This window comes from Streptomyces sp. NPDC048696 (assembly GCF_043198895.1).
GTDB lineage: Bacteria > Actinomycetota > Actinomycetes > Streptomycetales > Streptomycetaceae > Streptomyces.
Window position 1 is genome coordinate 293,274 of the sequence record NZ_JBICVJ010000007.1, and the last position, 17,466, is coordinate 310,739.

Annotated in this window: 17 protein-coding genes and 5 tRNA genes; 16 read left to right on the forward strand and 6 right to left on the reverse strand. The window is 70.4% G+C overall.

The window, feature by feature from the left end:
* Nucleotides 1–54: 54 nt before the first annotated feature.
* Both ACGFRG_RS17540 and ACGFRG_RS17545 read right to left on the reverse strand, forming a co-directional pair.
* On the reverse strand, nucleotides 55–468 hold the full coding sequence (locus ACGFRG_RS17540) for a roadblock/LC7 domain-containing protein (protein WP_067164664.1): 414 nt from the start codon (nucleotides 466–468) through the stop codon (nucleotides 55–57).
* Nucleotides 469–477: 9 nt separating this feature from the next.
* Nucleotides 478–4,215 carry a nitrate- and nitrite sensing domain-containing protein gene (locus tag ACGFRG_RS17545; RefSeq protein ID WP_393264759.1) on the reverse strand — a complete coding sequence of 1,246 codons (3,738 nt, stop codon included), beginning with the start codon at nucleotides 4,213–4,215 and terminating at the stop codon, nucleotides 478–480.
* Between the two features lie 581 nt (nucleotides 4,216–4,796).
* On the opposite strand from ACGFRG_RS17545, the gene ACGFRG_RS17550 reads away from it, so the two are divergent.
* From ACGFRG_RS17550 to ACGFRG_RS17590, 9 genes are all read left to right on the forward strand, one after another.
* On the forward strand, nucleotides 4,797–4,976 hold the full coding sequence (locus ACGFRG_RS17550; RefSeq protein ID WP_361420391.1) for a hypothetical protein: 180 nt from the start codon (nucleotides 4,797–4,799) through the stop codon (nucleotides 4,974–4,976).
* A gap of 92 nt (nucleotides 4,977–5,068) precedes the next feature.
* A complete protein-coding gene (locus ACGFRG_RS17555) occupies nucleotides 5,069–5,842 on the forward strand; it encodes a fumarylacetoacetate hydrolase family protein (protein WP_393264761.1) in 774 nt (257 codons plus the stop codon).
* Complete coding sequence (gltX, locus tag ACGFRG_RS17560) at nucleotides 5,835–7,310, forward strand: glutamate--tRNA ligase (RefSeq protein ID WP_361420385.1); 1,476 nt, start codon at nucleotides 5,835–5,837, stop codon at nucleotides 7,308–7,310. Before ACGFRG_RS17555 ends, gltX begins: the two co-directional genes overlap by 8 nt.
* 207 nt (nucleotides 7,311–7,517) lie before the next feature.
* Entirely contained in the window at nucleotides 7,518–8,237 is a 720-nt protein-coding gene (locus ACGFRG_RS17565) for an HAD family hydrolase (protein WP_361420382.1), read from the forward strand.
* An 89-nt stretch (nucleotides 8,238–8,326) separates the two neighbouring features.
* Nucleotides 8,327–8,398: transfer RNA gene (locus tag ACGFRG_RS17570), tRNA-Gln, on the forward strand.
* A gap of 41 nt (nucleotides 8,399–8,439) precedes the next feature.
* Nucleotides 8,440–8,512: transfer RNA gene (locus ACGFRG_RS17575), tRNA-Glu, on the forward strand.
* Nucleotides 8,513–8,574: 62 nt separating this feature from the next.
* A tRNA-Glu gene (locus ACGFRG_RS17580) sits at nucleotides 8,575–8,647 on the forward strand.
* Between the two features lie 16 nt (nucleotides 8,648–8,663).
* A tRNA-Gln gene (locus tag ACGFRG_RS17585) sits at nucleotides 8,664–8,735 on the forward strand.
* Between the two features lie 48 nt (nucleotides 8,736–8,783).
* Nucleotides 8,784–8,856: transfer RNA gene (locus ACGFRG_RS17590), tRNA-Glu, on the forward strand.
* A 92-nt stretch (nucleotides 8,857–8,948) separates the two neighbouring features.
* Here the strand turns inward: ACGFRG_RS17590 and ACGFRG_RS17595 are convergent.
* On the reverse strand, nucleotides 8,949–9,593 hold the full coding sequence (locus ACGFRG_RS17595) for a MerR family transcriptional regulator (RefSeq protein WP_393264765.1): 645 nt from the start codon (nucleotides 9,591–9,593) through the stop codon (nucleotides 8,949–8,951).
* An 81-nt stretch (nucleotides 9,594–9,674) separates the two neighbouring features.
* Between ACGFRG_RS17595 and ACGFRG_RS17600 the strand changes: the two genes are divergently transcribed.
* Nucleotides 9,675–10,196: a DUF4188 domain-containing protein gene (locus ACGFRG_RS17600; protein ID WP_361420376.1), complete on the forward strand. Its 522-nt coding sequence runs from the start codon at nucleotides 9,675–9,677 to the stop codon at nucleotides 10,194–10,196.
* 128 nt (nucleotides 10,197–10,324) lie between these two features.
* Here the strand turns inward: ACGFRG_RS17600 and ndgR are convergent, their stop codons facing one another.
* Complete coding sequence (ndgR, locus tag ACGFRG_RS17605) at nucleotides 10,325–11,041, reverse strand: IclR family transcriptional regulator NdgR (protein ID WP_005311436.1); 717 nt, start codon at nucleotides 11,039–11,041, stop codon at nucleotides 10,325–10,327.
* A gap of 171 nt (nucleotides 11,042–11,212) precedes the next feature.
* On the opposite strand from ndgR, the gene leuC reads away from it, so the two are divergent.
* The 4 genes from leuC (at nucleotide 11,213) to ACGFRG_RS17625 (ending at nucleotide 14,529) form a co-directional block, all read left to right on the forward strand.
* Nucleotides 11,213–12,637, forward strand: coding sequence for a 3-isopropylmalate dehydratase large subunit (gene leuC, locus ACGFRG_RS17610; RefSeq protein WP_393264768.1), 1,425 nt, complete (start codon nucleotides 11,213–11,215; stop codon nucleotides 12,635–12,637).
* A 6-nt stretch (nucleotides 12,638–12,643) separates the two neighbouring features.
* Nucleotides 12,644–13,237 (forward strand): 3-isopropylmalate dehydratase small subunit, encoded by a 594-nt coding sequence (leuD, locus tag ACGFRG_RS17615; protein ID WP_361420370.1) that lies wholly within the window; start codon nucleotides 12,644–12,646, stop codon nucleotides 13,235–13,237.
* A 260-nt stretch (nucleotides 13,238–13,497) separates the two neighbouring features.
* Nucleotides 13,498–13,725: a hypothetical protein gene (locus ACGFRG_RS17620; protein ID WP_188275272.1), complete on the forward strand. Its 228-nt coding sequence runs from the start codon at nucleotides 13,498–13,500 to the stop codon at nucleotides 13,723–13,725.
* A gap of 144 nt (nucleotides 13,726–13,869) precedes the next feature.
* Nucleotides 13,870–14,529 carry an HU family DNA-binding protein gene (locus tag ACGFRG_RS17625; protein ID WP_393264772.1) on the forward strand — a complete coding sequence of 220 codons (660 nt, stop codon included), beginning with the start codon at nucleotides 13,870–13,872 and terminating at the stop codon, nucleotides 14,527–14,529.
* Nucleotides 14,530–14,631: 102 nt separating this feature from the next.
* Here the strand turns inward: ACGFRG_RS17625 and ACGFRG_RS17630 are convergent, their stop codons facing one another.
* A complete protein-coding gene (locus ACGFRG_RS17630; RefSeq protein WP_361420363.1) occupies nucleotides 14,632–14,835 on the reverse strand; it encodes a hypothetical protein in 204 nt (67 codons plus the stop codon).
* 10 nt (nucleotides 14,836–14,845) lie between these two features.
* Nucleotides 14,846–15,565 carry a 2-phospho-L-lactate guanylyltransferase gene (cofC, locus tag ACGFRG_RS17635; RefSeq protein WP_361420863.1) on the reverse strand — a complete coding sequence of 240 codons (720 nt, stop codon included), beginning with the start codon at nucleotides 15,563–15,565 and terminating at the stop codon, nucleotides 14,846–14,848.
* A 138-nt stretch (nucleotides 15,566–15,703) separates the two neighbouring features.
* Here cofC and ACGFRG_RS17640 point away from each other — a divergent pair, with 138 nt between their 5' ends.
* Together ACGFRG_RS17640 and ACGFRG_RS17645 are read left to right on the forward strand one after the other, a co-directional pair.
* Entirely contained in the window at nucleotides 15,704–16,456 is a 753-nt protein-coding gene (locus ACGFRG_RS17640; protein WP_361420360.1) for a lysophospholipid acyltransferase family protein, read from the forward strand.
* A complete protein-coding gene (locus ACGFRG_RS17645; RefSeq protein WP_393264775.1) occupies nucleotides 16,453–17,466 on the forward strand; it encodes an NAD(P)H-dependent glycerol-3-phosphate dehydrogenase in 1,014 nt (337 codons plus the stop codon). Before ACGFRG_RS17640 ends, ACGFRG_RS17645 begins: the two co-directional genes overlap by 4 nt.

The following is a 17,466-nucleotide window of genomic DNA, read 5'->3' on the forward strand; positions in this document are numbered from 1 at the left end:
GCCGGTGGGGGGCGGGGTGCGGCCGGACGGTGGTTTCTGACTGAGTGGGGGGCCTCAGTGGAGCAGGCTTCCCTGGAGTTCCGCGCGCAGGTCCGGGGTGAGGACGGAGCCCGCGCGGTCGACCAGGAGAGCCATCTCGTAACCGACCAGGCCGATGTCGCACTCGGGGTGGGCGAGTACGGCCAGCGACGAGCCGTCGGAGACGGACATCAGGAAGAGGAAACCGCGCTCCATCTCGACCACGGTCTGGGCGACGGTGCCGCCCTCGAAGATCCGGGACGCACCCGCGGTCAGCGAGGTGAGACCGGACGCCACGGCCGCGAGCTGGTCGGCCCGGTCCCGCGGGAAACCCTCGGACATGGCCAGCAGCAGGCCGTCGGCGGAGACCACCACCGTGTGGGACACCCCGGGGGTGTTGTCCACGAAGTTGGTGATCAACCAGTTCAGATTCTGCGCCGCCTGGCTCATCTGACTCAACTAACGCTCCTGCTGGTGAGTGGGGTCCATCGAGAAACTGCCGGTCGACGGGCCGTTGCCGGCCTGCCGCCCCTGCTGGATACCCCGGCGGAGATTGGTCAGGCGACCGCGCACATCGTCGGGCGCACGCGAGACCTGGGGGCCTGCCTGGTTCTGCTGTTCCTGTGCGGTGCCCGCGACCAGATTGGCGCGCGGGACCCGCTTGGGCAGACCGGAAGTGGTGACACCGCCGGCGGCGGGCTTGCGGGCCCGCTCGGCCTGGCGGACGAGTTCGTCGTTGGGCGAGGGGCGCCACGAGCCGTTGCCGCCCGTACCGGCGTCGCGGGACCCGGGCGCCGGACGGCGCTCGGGCTGCGGCGCGACCGGGCGCTGTGCGGGACGCGCACCCTGCTGCGGAGCACCCTGACCCTGCTGCGGACCGCCCTGGCCCGGTCGGCCCTGGCCGTCCTGCTGCTGGCCGTTCTGCTGGTTGAACCAGTTGGTCTCCAGCGTGTCGTACAGCGGTGTACGGCCGTCACCGGCGTTGGACGCCGGCGGCAGGGCCTCGGGCTGCGACCGCTCCGGCAGGTTCCCGACGGCCGGACGCGGCGCCTGGTTCTGCCGGGGCTGCTGCGGAGCCTGGTACTGCGGCTGCTGCGGCTGCTGCGGGACGGGCGGACGCGGCGCGTCGAAGTCGGGCCGGGCGAACTCGGAGGTCGCGCCGGGACCCTGGCGGTCGTCCATCGGCGGCCGGGCGAACTGGCCGGTGTGCTGACCGGTGTTCTGGCCGCTGCCGGGTCCCGCGTTCTGGCCGTTGTACGAGGTGGGGCTCGCGAACTGGCCGGTCTGTGCGGGGTCCTGGTTGCCCTGGGGCGTGCCGAACACGTCGCCGCGGACGAACTGACCGCCCGCCTGCGGCGGCTGGGGCGCGCTGCCCTGGCCGGGCGGCGGCCCGTCGAAGTCGGGGCGGGCGAACTCGGCGGTGGAGCCGGGGCCCTGGCGGTCGTCCAGCTGCGGCACCGGGTACTGGCCGGTGTGCTCCTCGTGGCCGCGCGGCACGTCGAGGGACGGCTGGTCGTTGCCCCAGCTCGCCGCCTGCGGGCGCTGCTGCTGCGGGTTGCCGCCGGGCAGCTCGGCGCGCGGGGCGCCGGGCTGCGGGCTCAGCGGGCGGTCGCCGCGGCGCGGCGCGGGCGGCTGCTGGGCCGGGGTGCCGGTGCCGAAGGCGCCGCCCTGGCCGAAGCCGCCCTGGTTCTGGCCCTGGCGGGGCGGCTGCTGGCCGCCGTCGCGCGGGGGCAGCGCGGCACGCGGACCCGCGCCACCGGCCACCTGGCCGCGCGGGGCGCCCGCGCCGAGCCGGCCGCCGGGCGCACCCGGACCACCGGCCGGGCCGCTGCCGAGCGCGGCCGCGAGACCGGCCCGGGCGCCGGGGCCCGGGGTGACGCCGGGACGGCCGGCGCCGGGGCCCGCCGGGGCCTGCGACTGGGGGCCGCCGGGCTTGCCCGGGGCCTTCTTGCCGCCCTGGGCGACATCGACGGGCAGCATGACGAGCGCGGTCGTACCACCGGAGTCGGACGGGCGCAGCTGGATGCGGATGCCGTGTCGCAGGGACAGGCGGCCGACCACGAACAGACCCATGCGGCGCGAGACCGAGACGTCCACGGTGGGCGGCGACGCGAGCCGCTCGTTGATCGCGGCCAGGTCCTCGGGGGAGAGGCCGATGCCGGTGTCGTGGATCTCGACCAGGACGCGGCCGTCGGGCAGCGCGTGACCGGTGACGCGGACCTTGGTCTGCGGCGAGGAGAACGAGGTGGCGTTCTCAAGCAGCTCGGCGAGCAGGTGCACGAGGTCGTTGACCACGCGCCCGGCGACGTCGGTCGCGGGCACGGCGGCCAGTTCGATGCGCTCGTACTGCTCCACCTCGGAGGCGGCGGCGCGGAGCACGTCGACCAGCGGGACCGGGCGGGTCCAGCGTCGGCCCGGCTCCTCACCGGCGAGGACGAGGAGGTTTTCGCCGTTCCGGCGCATACGGGTCGCGAGGTGGTCGAGCTTGAAGAGCGAGGAGAGCTGGTCCGGGTCGGCCTCGCGGGACTCCAGTTCGGAGATGAGCGAGAGCTGACGCTGGATGAGGCCCTGGGAGCGGCGCGAGAGGTTGGTGAACATCGCGTTGACGTTGCCTCGCAGCAGGGCCTGCTCGGCGGCGAGTCGTACGGCCTCGCGGTGCACGTCGTCGAAGGCCGCGGCCACCTGGCCGATCTCGTCCCGGGAGTGCACGCCGACCGACTCCACGGAGGTGTCGACGTCCTGCGGGTCCGACTCGGAGAGCTGCTTGACGAGCTCGGGCAGACGGTCCTGGGCGACCCGGGTGGCGGTGTCCTGCAGGCGCCGCAGCGAGCGGATCATGGACCGGGCCACGACGAACGCGCCGACCAGCGAGACGCCGAGGACGATCAGGATCAGGGCACCGTTGAGGATCGCGTCCCGCTGCGACTGGTCGCGCAGCTCGCGGGCCTTCTGCTCCATCTCGCCGAGCAGGGTCTGCTCGATCGTCTTCATCTGGTTGATCTTGTTGGAGTCCTGGTCGTACCAGTCGAGGTACGAGCGCTTGGTCTCCGTGGCCAGACCGCCCTTGAGGACGCGCTGGGAGTACGCGTTCGCCGCGGTGATCTCCGAGTTGCCCTTGTCGAGCGGCGCCGTCAGCTCCTCGGCCTTGCCGCCGTTGCCGTTGTACACCGTGGCGAACGACTGCAGCTGCTGGCGCTCGCCGTCCTGGGCGGACTTGGCGTAGAGGCGGTCGGGCTCGGAGAGCGTGCCGGTCTTGTCCTTGGTCGCGGGGAGCGACGCGGCGATGATCGCGCGCTGGATCGAGGCGTACTCCTTGGCGGAGGAGAACGCGGCCAGGGCACGGGTCCGCTTGATCATCTCCGGGTTGGAGGTGGCCTGCGCCATGTCCTGGGAGAGGCTGAGCAGACCCCGGATGAGACGGCTGTAGCTCTCGACGGTCTGGGAGTCCGAGACGTTGCCCTGGTAGGCGCTGCGGCGGATGTTGTCGAGGTCCTGGAGCTGGATCGCGATCGCCGTGACGTTTTGCCGGATCGATTCGAGCGCGTCGTCGTTGTCCGGGTTGTCGACGTCCTGGGTCGCGGTCATGAACGACTGCTTGACCCGGTCGGTGGTGGACCGCGCCGTGGAGACCATGTCCGAGCCGGTGCCGGTGGCCAGCGGGCCCGCCGACTTGTCGCGCTCCTCCTGGAGCGCGGCGGCCAGCTCGGTGGCCTGCTTGGTCATGTCGGTGAGCAGCTGCATGTGGTCGAGCTGCTTCATGTCGTTCATCGACTGGTTGATGCGCAGCCCGCCGAGGGTGGTCGCGGCGACCACGGGCAGGGTCAGCAGCGCGACCAGTCGGGTGGAGATGCGCCAGTTGCGCAGGGCTATTCGGGAGCCGGTGTCCACCACGGGCTTCACCTGGGGCGCGGCCGCGGGCTTCTCGGCGCCGGCGGACTTGGTTCCGCTCGACTCGGCGTTGCCGCCCTTGGCGCCCTTCTTGCCGCCGCCCTTCTTGCCGCCCGGCTTGCCCGGGCGACCGGGGGGACCGGCCGGGCCGGAGACCTCGTCGCCGCCCGGCGACGGAGCCGACGGGTTCTGGGGGGCCCGGGGGTTCTGGGCGTGCTGGGGCGAGGAACTGACTGATGTGGGGCCAGTCCCGCCGTGCGGCTCCTGCTCCGCCGCAGCGCTGCCATCCCTCTTGAAACGTCCCTGCACTAGCGTCGCAACCTCTGGACCAGGCGTCCCCCGCTCTGAACGGAAGGGACGGTGTCGGCGTCGTGGGGCAAGTGTGCGCCCCATGTGTTGGTCGTGAGTGACCGGCGCTTGTTGGTCTCCCCCTCCCCGCCGCCACTCGGCGCTGCGTTGCGCCCCTGCGCGCCGGTCAGTGACCCGCGGCGGTGCCGGAATTCCAGCACAGTGCCGGATCTCCAACAAGGCCCGCGTACCGGGCTGTGACCTAGGTGACACATGGTGACGGGCGGGTAACAAGCCGTAGAAAGTGGCTACGGATGATTCGGACGTTTACGGACGAGTCGTTTAGGTGGGGGGAGTGACCCAGTCGCCATGATCAAGAGCGGAATGGAAGGTTCAGTGGTGCAATGTCCGTTTCGGTGGCCTGAATTGACGGGGCGTAATGCCCGGATTGTTCACCAACTCGTGAGCAAACTCACACGATGATCGTCGGCTCTACAGCCCTTTGCCGGGAATTCGAATGTTTAGCCTGACGCTTTACAGGGATGGCCAATCCGACAACCGGCGCCGCCGCGCGCCCGCAACCGACAGGGTTCGAACGGCAGATGAAGACCACGATGATGATGCGCAACATAGCCAACCCCCGCCGCACCACCCTGGCGCACCTTTCGGACGCCGAGGAGATGCAGGCGGAGGTCCTGCCCGAGCACTCCGTCGACCTGCCCACCCAGACGGCCAACCCGCGCCGCACCATCCTGATGGACGCCCCCGTCGCCGGCGCGTGACGCGCCTGGACGATGACGGTCGCCCCCCTCACCCGCGTTAGCCTGGAGCGTCAGTCTCCAGCCAGCGACCAAGTGAGGGGCGACAGCATCCCGTGCGCATCGCCAGGTTCTCCATCGACGGCAATGTCGCCTTCGGCGCGGTCGAGGACACCCCGCAGGGGCTTGTCCTCGACATCATCAAGGGCATCCCGTACGCCGACTTCGAGCTCTCCGGTACGAAGGTGCCGCTGAGCAAGGTCCGGCTGCTGCCGCCGGTGCTCCCCAACAAGGTCGTGGCCATCGGCCGCAACTACGCGGAGCACGCCAAGGAGCTCGGCAACGAGGTCCCGGACGTCCCCGTCGCCTTCTTCAAGCCCACCACCTCGGTGATCGGCTCCGGCGACGCGATCGAGTACCCCTCCTTCTCCAACGAGCTGCACCACGAGGCCGAGCTGGCCGTCGTGATCGGCCGGATGTGCCGCGAGGTCCCGCGCGAGCGCGTCAAGGACGTCATCTTCGGCTACACCTGCGCCAACGACGTCACCGCGCGCGACGTGCAGCAGCGCGAGAAGCAGTGGGCCCGGGCCAAGGGCTTCGACACCTCGTGCCCGCTCGGCCCCTGGGTGGAGACCGACCTCGACCCGGCGGATCTCACGATCCAGGCGACGGTCAACGGCGAACAGCGTCAGCTGGGCCGTACGAGCGACATGATCCGCTCCATCGAGGACCTGGTCGTCCACATCACCGAGGCGATGACGCTGCTCCCGGGCGACGTCATCCTCACCGGCACCCCCGCCGGGGTCGGCCCCCTCACCGTCGGCGACGAGGTCGCCGTCACCATCGAAGGCATCGGCACTCTCACCAACAAGGTGATCAAGCGTGGCTAACGCGAATATCCGCGTACGTTTCTGTCCCTCCCCGACCGGCAACCCGCACGTCGGTCTGGTCCGCACAGCCCTGTTCAACTGGGCGTTCGCGCGGCACAACCAGGGCACCATGGTCTTCCGCATCGAGGACACCGACGCGGCGCGCGACTCCGAGGAGTCGTACAACCAGCTGCTCGACTCGCTGCGCTGGCTGGGCCTCGACTGGGACGAGGGCCCCGAGATCGGCGGCCCGCACGCGCCCTACCGCCAGTCGCAGCGGATGGACATCTACAAGGACGTCGCCGAGAAGCTGCTCGCGGGCGGTTACGCGTACCACTGCTACTGCACCACCGAGGAGCTCGACGCGCGCCGCGACGCGGCCCGCGCCGCCGGGCGGCCGTCCGGCTACGACGGCCACTGCCGCGAGCTGAGCGAGGCGCAGAAGAGCGCGTACGAGGCGGAGGGCCGCACGGCGATCGTGCGCTTCCGGATGCCCGACGAGCCGATCACCTTCACGGACCTGGTGCGCGGCGAGCTCACCTTCACCCCGGACAACGTGCCGGACTACGGCATCGTCCGGGCCAACGGCGCCCCGCTGTACACGCTGGTGAACCCGGTCGACGACGCGCTGATGGAGATCACCCACGTCCTGCGCGGCGAGGACCTGCTCTCCTCCACCCCCCGCCAGATCGCCCTCTACAAGGCGCTGATCGAGCTCGGCGTGGCCAAGGGGACCCCGGCCTTCGGCCACCTCCCGTACGTCATGGGCGAGGGCAACAAGAAGCTCTCCAAGCGCGACCCGCAGGCCTCCCTCAACATCTACCGGGAGCGCGGCTTCCTCCCGGAGGGCCTGCTCAACTACCTCTCGCTGCTCGGCTGGTCCTTCTCGGCCGACCAGGACGTCTTCTCGATCTCCGACATGATCGCGAAGTTCGACGTCGCGGACGTCAACGCCAACCCGGCCCGCTTCGACCTGAAGAAGGCCGAGTCGATCAACGGCGACCACATCCGCATGCTCGACGTGAAGGCGTTCACGGCCGCCTGCGAGCCCTGGCTGAGTGCCCCGCACGCCAACTGGGCGCCCGAGGACTTCGACCGCGCCGCCTGGGAGGCCATCGCGCCGCACGCCCAGACCCGGGTGACGGTCCTGTCCGACATCACGGCCAACGTCGACTTCCTCTTCCTGAAGGAGCCGGTCGAGGACGAGGCGTCGTGGGCCAAGGCGATGAAGGAGGGCTCGGACGCGCTGCTGCGCACGGCCCGCGAGAAGCTGGAGAGCGCCGACTGGTCCTCCCCGGAGTCCCTCAAGGAGGCCGTCCTGGCCGCCGGTGAGGCGCACGGCCTCAAGCTCGGCAAGGCCCAGGCCCCGGTCCGCGTCGCCGTCACCGGCCGCACGGTGGGCCTCCCGCTCTTCGAGTCCCTGGAGATCCTGGGCAAGGAGAAGACACTGACGAGGATCGACGCGGCGCTGGCCAAGCTGTCCGCGTAACCGATTCCACTTCACGTCCCCGAGGGGCGGCGGCCGACCCGGCTGCCGCCCCTCGGGCATATGCGAATGCCCGCACCCGCCCCCGCCGTGCGGAGTACCGTCGGATCATGGCCACCCGAGCCGTCCTCTGGGACATCGACGCTGCGTTCTTCGGGGGATAACCCCCGAACCCCCAGCCGGAAGCGGGACCGGGAGTACCGTCGGATCATGGCCACCCGAGCCGTCCTCTGGGACATCGATGACACGATCTTCGACTACGCGACGGCCGCGCGGGACGGGATGCGGGCGCATCTCGGGGCCGAGGGGCTGCCCGAGGGGTACGCGTCCGTCGAGGAGGCGCTGAGCGGCTGGGACGAGGTCACCGCGTACCACTGGGCGCGGTTCGCGGCGGGGGAGACCGACTGGGCGGGGCAGCGGCGCGACCGGGTGCGCTCCTTTCTGCGGACGGAGCTGGACGACGTCGCGGCGGACGCCTGGATCGAGCGGCACGTCGTGCACTACGAGGCCGCCTGGTCGCTCTTCCCGGACGCCGTGCCCGCCCTCGACCTGCTCGCCGGCGCCTACCGGCACGCGGTGCTCTCCAACTCCTCGCAGTACCACCAGGAGCGCAAGCTCAGCGTGCTCGGTGTGCGCGACCGGTTCGAGGCCGTCGTGTGCGCGGCCGAGCTGGGGATCTCCAAGCCCGAGGCGGGCGCCTTCCACGCGGCCTGCGAGGCGCTGAAGCTGGCGCCCGACGAGGTCGCGTACGTCGGCGACCAGCCGGACATCGACGCGCGCGGGGCGGCCGACGCGGGGCTGCTCGGGATCTGGCTGGACCGCCGGGGAGTGGGCGGCAGGCCCGAACTCGTGCGGATCACCGGCCTGAACGAGCTGCCCGGCCTGTTGCGCGGCGATACCCGTTTTGGAGCGCCGGACACCTTCGGGTAATGTTCTTCCTGCGCCGAGGGGAACGGGAAGAAAAGCCCGGAACCGAAAGCGCAAGCCGAGCTAGACCCCCAACGGGGGTTGAGGTTTGGTGGCCTATGGTGTAATTGGCAGCACGACGGTTTCTGGTTCCGTTAGTCTAGGTTCGAGTCCTGGTAGGCCAGCTCGCAGAGCTTATCTGTACCGCGGATTCCAGATCCGCAAAGCCCCCGTTGTGTAGCGGCCTAGCACGCTGCCCTCTCAAGGCAGTAGCGCCGGTTCGAATCCGGTCGGGGGTACAGATCCTTCCCAGGGAGGCAGTCCGGGTCGCACCCGCTGCCCCTCATGCAGGATCGCTAGGGCCCCCGTTGTGTAGCGGCCTAGCACGCCGCCCTCTCAAGGCGGTAGCGCCGGTTCGAATCCGGTCGGGGGTACTGGTCTAAACCACCATGGGCTATGGTGTAATTGGCAACACTACGGTTTCTGGTACCGTCATTCTAGGTTCGAGTCCTGGTAGCCCAGCTGGATCCACAAGATCCAAGGATCTTCTTCACGAAGATCCGAACGTGAGCCCCCGTTGTGTAGCGGCCTAGCACGCCGCCCTCTCAAGGCGGTAGCGCCGGTTCGAATCCGGTCGGGGGTACTTACGAAGCGAGGCCCTCCACTTCGGTGGGGGGCCTTCGCCGTTCCCGGGACCGTGCGCCTTCCCGGGGGCGGGAAGGCGCACGGGCGCCGTCACTCGAAGCCGTACCGCCGTGCCGACTCCTCCTCCTGTGCCAGCCGGTGCAGCGCCTTCAGTACGGGCTCGACCAGGATCGTCGCCGCCACCGCCGTCTCGATCCGCTCCCGCTCCGTCGGCTGGGTCTCCACGTAGTCCAGATCGCGGATGGCCGCCTGGTGCATCAACTCCGCGTACGGCAGGAGCAGTTCGGCGTCCCACGTGTAGCCGAGCCGCCTGAGCGCGGCCACCGCGAGCACCAGCGAGCGGTGGGCGGGCGAGATGGTGCTCAGGGCCTCGGCGTTCGTCCAGCCCAGGGTGCTCAGGACCTGCTCCACCTCGTGCTGCGCGGCCCGCACGCTCTCGTCGTCCTCGTCCGGCTCGGGCGACTGGGGCAGTGCCCAAAGGGCCGCTCCCAGCCGGATCGTGCGGCCCAGCGAGTCGTCGTCGACATGCCCCAGCACTTCCTTGATCGTCGCCACGGGGAGGCGGCCGACCTGGATCATCGCGCGGATCAGGCGCAGTCGGCGCAGATGCCCCTCGTCGTAGTCGGACGTGGTCGCGGTGACGCGGCGGCCGGGCGCCAACAGCCCTTCCCGCAGGTAGTACTTGATCGTCGCGGCGGGCACACCGCTCTGCTCGCTCAACTCCGACAGTCGCATCCCTTGACACCTTTCCTTGGGTAGCGCCACTATCCAATCACCAGCACTTGGATAGTGCCGGTATCCAATGAGGGGGCCGACATGTTCCGCAAGCCCGTGATGGGCAAGACGACCGCAGCCGCCGAGGGAGACGTGGTGGTCCTGCTGATCGGGATGCGCGTCAACCACTTCTGGGCGGTGCACCAGTGGCTGCCGGTGATGCTGTCGATGTTCCGCATGCTCGGCGAACTGGCGAAGAACCCCGGCCGGGGCCTGCTCGGCCGGGTGCTGCTGACGGGCTCGCCGCGCACGTACTACGTCGTCCAGTACTGGGAGTCCAAGGAGAAGCTGTACGCGTACGCCGCGTCGCCCGAGATGTTCCACCACCGGGCGTGGGCGGTCGTCAACCGCAAGGACCGGGCCGGGAAGGTGCGCGGCCACGTCGGGATCTGGCACGAGGCGTACATCGTGCCCGAGGGCTCGTACGAGGCCATCTACGCCGATATGCCGCCCGTCGGCCTGGCGGCTGCCACGGGGGTGCTGCCGCTGGAGAAGCGCGGCCGGTACGCGGCGGACCGGTTCGCGCACCGCTCGCCGGGAGCGAAGGCGGAAAAGGCGAGCTGAGGGGATCAGGCGACGAGGGGGCCTGCCGAGTGGCAGGCCCCCTCGTCGTCCCGTACAGGTCCGGACACACCTACGGCCCACCGCTGCGGCGTTGAAGCGGTGGGCCGTGGAGGCAGAAGTGAGGGGCGTCAGCCGTTGCGGCGCAGGGCCTCCGAGAGGCGCGCCGCGGCGTCGATGACCGCCTGGGCGTGCATCCGGCCGGGGTGCCGGGTCAGGCGCTCGATCGGTCCGGAGACCGAGACGGCGGCGACCACGCGGTTGGACGGCCCGCGCACCGGCGCCGAGACCGAGGCCACGCCCGGCTCGCGCTCGCCGATCGACTGGGCCCAGCCCCGGCGCCGTACGCCGGACAGGGCCGTCGCCGTGAAGCGCGCGCCCTGAAGGCCCCGGTGCAGCCGCTCCGGCTCCTCCCAGGCCATCAGGATCTGCGCGGAGGACCCGGCCTTCATGGTGAGCGTGGAGCCCACCGGAACCGTGTCCCGCAGTCCGGACAGCCGCTCGGCCGCCGCCACGCAGATCCGCATGTCGCCCTGACGGCGGTAGAGCTGCGCGCTCTCGCCCGTCACATCGCGCAGATGCGTGAGCACGGGGCCGGCCGTGGCCAGCAGGCGGTCCTCGCCGGCCGCGGCGGCGAGCTCCGCCAGCCGCGGGCCGAGGATGAACCGGCCCTGCATGTCCCTCGCCACCATGCGGTGGTGTTCCAGTGCCACGGCGAGACGGTGTGCCGTGGGTCGTGCGAGTCCGGTGGCCGCGACCAACCCCGCGAGGGTGGCCGGACCGGACTCCAGGGCGCTCAAGACGAGAGCCGCCTTGTCGAGAACGCCGACGCCGCTAGAGTTGTCCATGAAACGATACTCGCGTCTCACTCTGTGAAACGCAAGTTCAATTTTCTCCGGAACTTGCGAACCTGTACTGGCGGTCCGCACAACGGCCGCAGCCACCGTCCGGTCCCGGGGGCCCGGCGGTACACCCGGTCTCTAGTTGGGCCGGCGACGACGCCGGCCGGAGGGAAAGCGATGGGTAGGACACTCGCGGAGAAGGTCTGGGACGACCATGTCGTCAGGCGCGCCGAGGGCGAGCCCGACCTCCTCTTCATCGATCTGCACCTGCTGCACGAGGTGACCAGCCCGCAGGCGTTCGACGGCCTGCGCGCCAACGGCCGCCCGGTGCGGCGCCTCGACCTCACCATCGCCACCGAGGACCACAACACCCCGACCCTCGACATCGACAAGCCCATCGCGGACCCGGTCTCCCGGGCCCAGCTGGAGACGCTGCGCAAGAACTGCGCGGACTTCGGTGTCCGGCTGCACCCGCTGGGCGACGTCGAGCAGGGCGTCGTCCACGTGGTGGGACCGCAGCTGGGCCTGACCCAGCCCGGCACCACCGTGGTCTGCGGCGACTCGCACACCTCCACGCACGGCGCCTTCGGCGCCCTGGCGTTCGGCATCGGCACCTCACAGGTAGAGCATGTGCTCGCCACCCAGACCCTGCCACTGGCGCCGTTCAAGACGATGGCCATCACGGTCGAGGGCGAACTGCCCGACGGCGTCACCGCCAAGGACCTGATCCTGGCCATCATCGCCCGGATCGGCACCGGCGGCGGCCAGGGCTATGTGCTGGAGTACCGCGGCCCGGCCATCGAGAAACTCTCGATGGAGGCCCGGATGACGATCTGCAACATGTCGATCGAGGCCGGTGCCCGGGCGGGCATGATCGCCCCGGACAAGACCACCTTCGACTACCTTCAGGGCCGCGCGCACGCCCCCAAGGGCGCGGACTGGGACGCGGCGGTCGCGTACTGGCAGACCCTGAAGACGGACGAGGACGCCGTCTTCGACGCCGAGGTGGTCATCGACGCCTCCGCGCTCTCGCCGTTCGTCACCTGGGGCACCAACCCCGGCCAGGGCGCGCCGCTTTCGGCGGCCGTCCCCGACCCGGCTTCGTACGAAGACGCTTCGGAGCGCCTGGCGGCCGAAAAGGCCCTGGAATACATGGGGTTGACCGCCGGGCAGCCGCTGCGCGCCATCGACGTCGACACCGTCTTCGTAGGTTCGTGCACCAACGGCCGCATCGAGGACCTGCGCTCGGCCGCCGCGATTCTGGACGGCCGCAAAGTCGCCGACGGCGTACGGATGCTGGTCGTCCCGGGCTCGGTCCGGGTGGCCCTGCAGGCCGTGGAGGAGGGTCTGGACAAGGTCTTCACGGCCGCCGGAGCCGAATGGCGGCACGCGGGCTGCTCGATGTGTCTGGGCATGAACCCGGACCAGCTGGCCCCGGGCGAGCGCTCGGCGTCCACCTCCAACCGCAACTTCGAGGGCAGGCAGGGCAAGGGCGGCCGTACGCACCTGGTCTCGCCGCAGGTCGCCGCCGCGACGGCGGTTCTCGGCCATCTGGCCTCGCCCGCCGACCTCTCCGACGCCCGTACGCCCGCTGGAGTCTGATCAGCCATGGAAGCTTTCACCACGCACACCGGCCGGGCCGTCCCGCTGCGCCGCTCCAACGTCGACACCGACCAGATCATCCCGGCCCACTGGCTGAAGAAGGTCACCCGGGACGGCTTCGAGGACGGATTGTTCGAGGCCTGGCGCAAGGACCCCGAGTTCATCCTGAACAAGCCCGAGCGCCAGGGCGCCTCGGTGCTGGTCGCGGGCCCGGACTTCGGTACCGGCTCCTCCCGTGAGCACGCGGTCTGGGCGCTGCAGAACTACGGCTTCAAAACCGTGATCTCGTCCCGGTTCGCCGATATCTTCCGGGGCAACTCGCTGAAGAACGGCCTGCTCACGGTGGTTCTCGACCAGAAAGTCGTGGACGCGCTCTGGGAGCTGACCGAGCGCGACCCGAACGCCGAGATCACGGTCGACCTCCAGGACCGCCAAGTGCGCGCCGAGGGCGTCACGGCGGACTTCGCACTCGACGAGAACGCCCGCTGGCGGCTGCTGAACGGCCTGGACGACATCAGCATCACGCTGCAGAACGAGCCGGACATCGCCGCGTACGAGGCGAAGCGGCCCTCGTACAAGCCGAGCACTTCGCAGGTCTGACCGTCGAGTACGGCCGGGCGGGAACACCGCCCGAACGCCCTGCGGCAGTCTTTCGGCCCAACACGCCCCCCGTCTTTCGAGACGGGGGGCGTGTTGCGTCGGGGGGTGTCAGGGTGGCGTCAACTAGCCTAGTGTGCACCGTAGATGGCCGGATAGGTGCTTGCGCGTACGGCGGTGGCTGAGGGTGCCGAAAACTGCCCGGAATCCCTCAGTTGCCCCCGCCGGAGGCGACAACTCGCCCCAGATGGCACAATCGGCGCATGGAACGCGACAGCCAACTCAAGCTCTACCGGGTCGTCGCGGACCAACTGAAAGAAGCGCACACAGCAGTGCGCGAACTGCAAGTCCCGGAGGGCGTACGGATGGCGCTGTCCCGGAAGCTGCTGGTCATCACAGCGGCTGCCAAACACGATCTCGCCGATGCGGCAAGGCGTCTGGACCGGTTGATGAAGGACCTCGACGAGGGCCGATTCCCCGAAGACGACTGAGCCACAAGGAACTCGGCGAAGGCCGACTTCGTTGCGGCACTAGGGTGATTAGCCCGTTTCGTGTTTGATTTGCGGTATATATCTGCCTAACGTGCGAAAAAGCCAGAACAGATTCGTTCCGGCAATGTCTCCGAAGGGGAAGACGTGAACAAGGCGCAGCTCGTAGAAGCGATTGCCGACAAGGTCGGCGGCCGTCAGCAGGCCGCGGACGCCGTGGACGCGGTCCTGGACGCGATCGTCCGGGCCGTCGTCGCCGGCGACCGGGTCTCGGTCACCGGTTTCGGTTCGTTCGAGAAGGTCGACCGCCCGGCCCGCTACGCCCGCAACCCGCAGACGGGTGAGCGGGTGCGGGTCAAGAAGACCTCGGTGCCGCGCTTCCGCGCGGGCCAGGGCTTCAAGGACCTGGTCAGCGGCTCGAAGAAGCTCCCCAAGGGCGGCGAGGTCGCGGTCAAGAAGGCGCCCAAGGGCAGCCTCTCGGGCGGCACCACCACCCGCTCCACGGTCAAGAAGGCCGCGGCCAAGAAGGCCACCACGGCCAAGAAGACGGTCGCCAAGAAGACCACGGCCGTGAAGAAGACCGCGGCGGCGAAGAAGACCACCACGGCGAAGAAGGCCACCACGGCCAAGAAGGCCACGGCGACCGCGAAGAAGACGACCGCCAAGAAGGCCACGGCGACGGCGAAGAAGACCGCCACCGCCAAGAAGACCGCGCCCGCGAAGAAGGCCGTGGCCAAGAAGGCCCCCGCCAAGAAGACCACCGCGCGCAAGACCACCGCCAAGAAGACGACCGCCCGCAAGAAGTAAGGCACGTCGGACGGCTCACTCGCCGGGCCGGGCTCCCCTCGGGGAGCCCGGCCCGCGGTGTGAGGGCGCCTTCGGGCGCCATCAGGCGCCTCGGGGCGCCTTTCAGAACGTCTGCAGCGTCACCAGCGTGATGCGAAGGCCCTTGCCCTCGCCCTCCGTCTCGATACGGACCCGCTGGCCCACCCGGAGCAGCCGGAGCCCACCCGCCTCGAAGGCCTCGGGCCCGAACTCCACCGGGGTGCCGTCGTCGAGCAGCACGCTGCCGCTGTGGGTCTCGAAGTCGTATGTGTACGCGGTCGCCTGCATGCCGTGCAGCCTAGTACCCGGGTACGACATCGACGGCGGCGCGCAGGGCCGTGGTGGCCGGGCCCGCGCCGAGCGCGAGGGCCGCGCGCAGATCGGCGCCGGTGTCCACGTCCTGGCGCACCGAGTCCACCCCCGCCAGCAGGATCTCGGCCGCCCCCGAGGCCGAATGGGCCGCCCGCGACGGTCCGCCGAAAGCGGGGGCCAAATCCGTACCCGGACCGGCCGAAAGAAATGTCGTGCCGATTCCGGCCGCATCGGCCAGAAATGCGCGGGGAAATAGGGACGCGGCATCCAGGACCCGGCCCAATTCCGCGGGGCGCAGTGCGGGCAGATCGGCGTTGAGCGCGGCGACGGCGGCATCCGGACGCGCCCGGCGCACCGCGTACGCGCCGTGCGCGAGGGCGGCGTTGAGGCCCGCGCCGGGGCGGTCGGCGACGATCCGGGCGCCCAGCGAGGCCAGCTCCGCACCCGCCAGCGGATCGTCCGTGACGACCGCCACATCCCGTACCGACGCGCAGGCCAGCGCGGCCGCGACGGTGTCAAGGGCGAACGCCAGCGCGAGCCGTGGGCGCAGCGCCGCGCCCACGGCGGCGGCGAGCCTGCTCTTGGCCAGTGCCAGCGGCTTCAGGGGCACGACGAGGGACCAGCGGGCGGTCGATGCGGTGTTCGTGGCGTCCCCTTCGTCCCAGGGCCCGGCCGGTGCGACGGCACTGGACAGGCCGAGGCTCATTGTCACCCGGCCAGGAGCGGTCGCGGCACGGGCGGGGCGTACGGTGTTCTCGACAGACCGGAGGGCCGGGGCGACACTTGCTCCCTGCGCAGTCGCGCAGTGGTCGACAGTGGTCTGTCCTAGAGGAAGGTGCTCCGAGTGTCCCGCCGCAGAATCGGCTTCTGGTACCGCCTTGCGGCGGTCATCGCCAAACCTCCACTGGTGGTGCTTTTCAAGCGGGACTGGCACGGAATGGAGAACATTCCGGCGGAGGGCGGTTTTATCACCGCCATCAATCACAACTCGTATCTCGACATGTTCTCCTACGGGCACTTCCAGTACAACACCGGACGCGTGCCCCGATTCCTTGCCAAGGCCGCGCTCTTCAAGGCCCCGGGTGTGGGACTGCTGCTGCGCGGGACGGGCCAGATTCCCGTCTACCGCGAGTCCACCAACGCGTTCGGCGCATTCCGCGCCGCCGTCGCGGCCGTCGAGCGCGGTGAATGCGTCGCGTTCTACCCCGAGGGCACCCTCACCCGCGACCCCGGCATGTGGCCGATGACCGCCAAGACCGGCGTCGCGCGCGCCGCGCTCCAGACGAAGGCGCCGGTCATCCCGATCGCCCAGTGGGGCGCCAACTTGGCGATGCCGCCGTACGCCAAGGAGAAGAAGGTCCGCCTCTTCCCGCGCAAGACCCTCCAGGTGCAGGCCGGTCCGCCGGTCGACCTCGCGCGCTTCTACGACAAGGAGCCCACCCCCGAGGTGCTGCGCGAGGCGACCGAGGTCATCATGGCCGCCATCACCCGCCAGCTGGAGGAGATCCGGGGCGAGAGCGCGCCCGCGAAGCCGTACGACCCGCGCGAAGTCCGCGCGCAGCAGCGCCGCAAGGCCGCCGGGGAGGGCACCAAGTGACGCACGCCGCCACCAAGGCAGCAGTATTCGGAACCGGCTCCTGGGGTACGGCGTTCGCCATGGTCCTCGCCGACGCGGGCTGCGAGGTGACCCTGTGGGGCCGCCGCCCCGAACTCGCCGAGGCCGTCAACACCACCCGGACCAACCCGGACTACCTGCCCGGCATCGAACTGCCCGCGGGCGTACGGGCGACCACGGACGCGGCCGAGGCCGCCGAGGGCGCGGACTTCACCGTGCTCGCCGTGCCCTCGCAGACGCTGCGCGCCAACCTCGCCGCCTGGACGCCGCTGCTCGCGCCCGACACCGTCCTCGTCTCCCTGATGAAGGGCGTCGAACTCGGCACCGCCAAGCGGATGAGCGAGGTGATCGAGGAGGTCGCCAAGGTCAGCGCCGACCGCGTCGCCGTCGTCACCGGCCCCAACCTCGCCAAGGAGATCGCCCAGCGCCGGCCCGCCGCCGCCGTGGTCGCCTGCCGCGACGAGACCGTGGCCCAGCGCCTCCAGGCCGCCTGCCACACCCCGTACTTCCGCCCGTACACCAACACCGACGTCGTCGGCTGCGAACTCGGCGGCGCGGTCAAGAACGTGATCGGGCTCGCCGTCGGCATCGCCGACGGCATGGGCCTGGGCGACAACGCCAAGGGCTCGCTCATCACCCGGGGCCTGGCCGAGACCACCCGGCTCGGCCTCGCGATGGGCGCCGACCCGCTGACCTTCTCCGGTCTCGCGGGCCTCGGCGACCTCGTCGCCACCTGCTCCTCGCCGCTCTCGCGCAACCACACCTTCGGCACCAACCTCGGCAGGGGCATGACCCTGGAGGAGACCATCGCGGTCACCCGGCAGACCGCCGAGGGCGTCAAGTCCTGTGAGTCCGTACTGGATCTGGCCCGCAGGCACGGCGTCGACATGCCCATCACCGAGACCGTGGTCGGCATCGTCCACGAGGGCAAGCCGCCGGTGGTCGCGCTCAAGGAGCTGATGTCGCGCAGCGCCAAGGCCGAGCGGCGCTGA

Bases quoted from the DNA above. Each gene is read 5' to 3' on its own strand.
- ACGFRG_RS17540 (WP_067164664.1), bottom strand. From the start codon at position 468: ATGAGCCAGGCGGCGCAGAATCTGAACTGGTTGATCACCAACTTCGTG.
- ACGFRG_RS17550 (WP_361420391.1), top strand. From the start codon at position 4,797: ATGAAGACCACGATGATGATGCGCAACATAGCCAACCCCCGCCGCACC.
- ACGFRG_RS17565 (WP_361420382.1), top strand. From the start codon at position 7,518: ATGGCCACCCGAGCCGTCCTCTGGGACATCGATGACACGATCTTCGAC.
- ACGFRG_RS17595 (WP_393264765.1), bottom strand. From the start codon at position 9,593: ATGCGACTGTCGGAGTTGAGCGAGCAGAGCGGTGTGCCCGCCGCGACG.
- ACGFRG_RS17600 (WP_361420376.1), top strand. From the start codon at position 9,675: ATGTTCCGCAAGCCCGTGATGGGCAAGACGACCGCAGCCGCCGAGGGA.
- ndgR (WP_005311436.1), bottom strand. From the start codon at position 11,041: ATGGACAACTCTAGCGGCGTCGGCGTTCTCGACAAGGCGGCTCTCGTC.
- leuC (WP_393264768.1), top strand. From the start codon at position 11,213: ATGGGTAGGACACTCGCGGAGAAGGTCTGGGACGACCATGTCGTCAGG.
- leuD (WP_361420370.1), top strand. From the start codon at position 12,644: ATGGAAGCTTTCACCACGCACACCGGCCGGGCCGTCCCGCTGCGCCGC.
- ACGFRG_RS17620 (WP_188275272.1), top strand. From the start codon at position 13,498: ATGGAACGCGACAGCCAACTCAAGCTCTACCGGGTCGTCGCGGACCAA.
- ACGFRG_RS17630 (WP_361420363.1), bottom strand. From the start codon at position 14,835: ATGCAGGCGACCGCGTACACATACGACTTCGAGACCCACAGCGGCAGC.
- cofC (WP_361420863.1), bottom strand. From the start codon at position 15,565: ATGAGCCTCGGCCTGTCCAGTGCCGTCGCACCGGCCGGGCCCTGGGAC.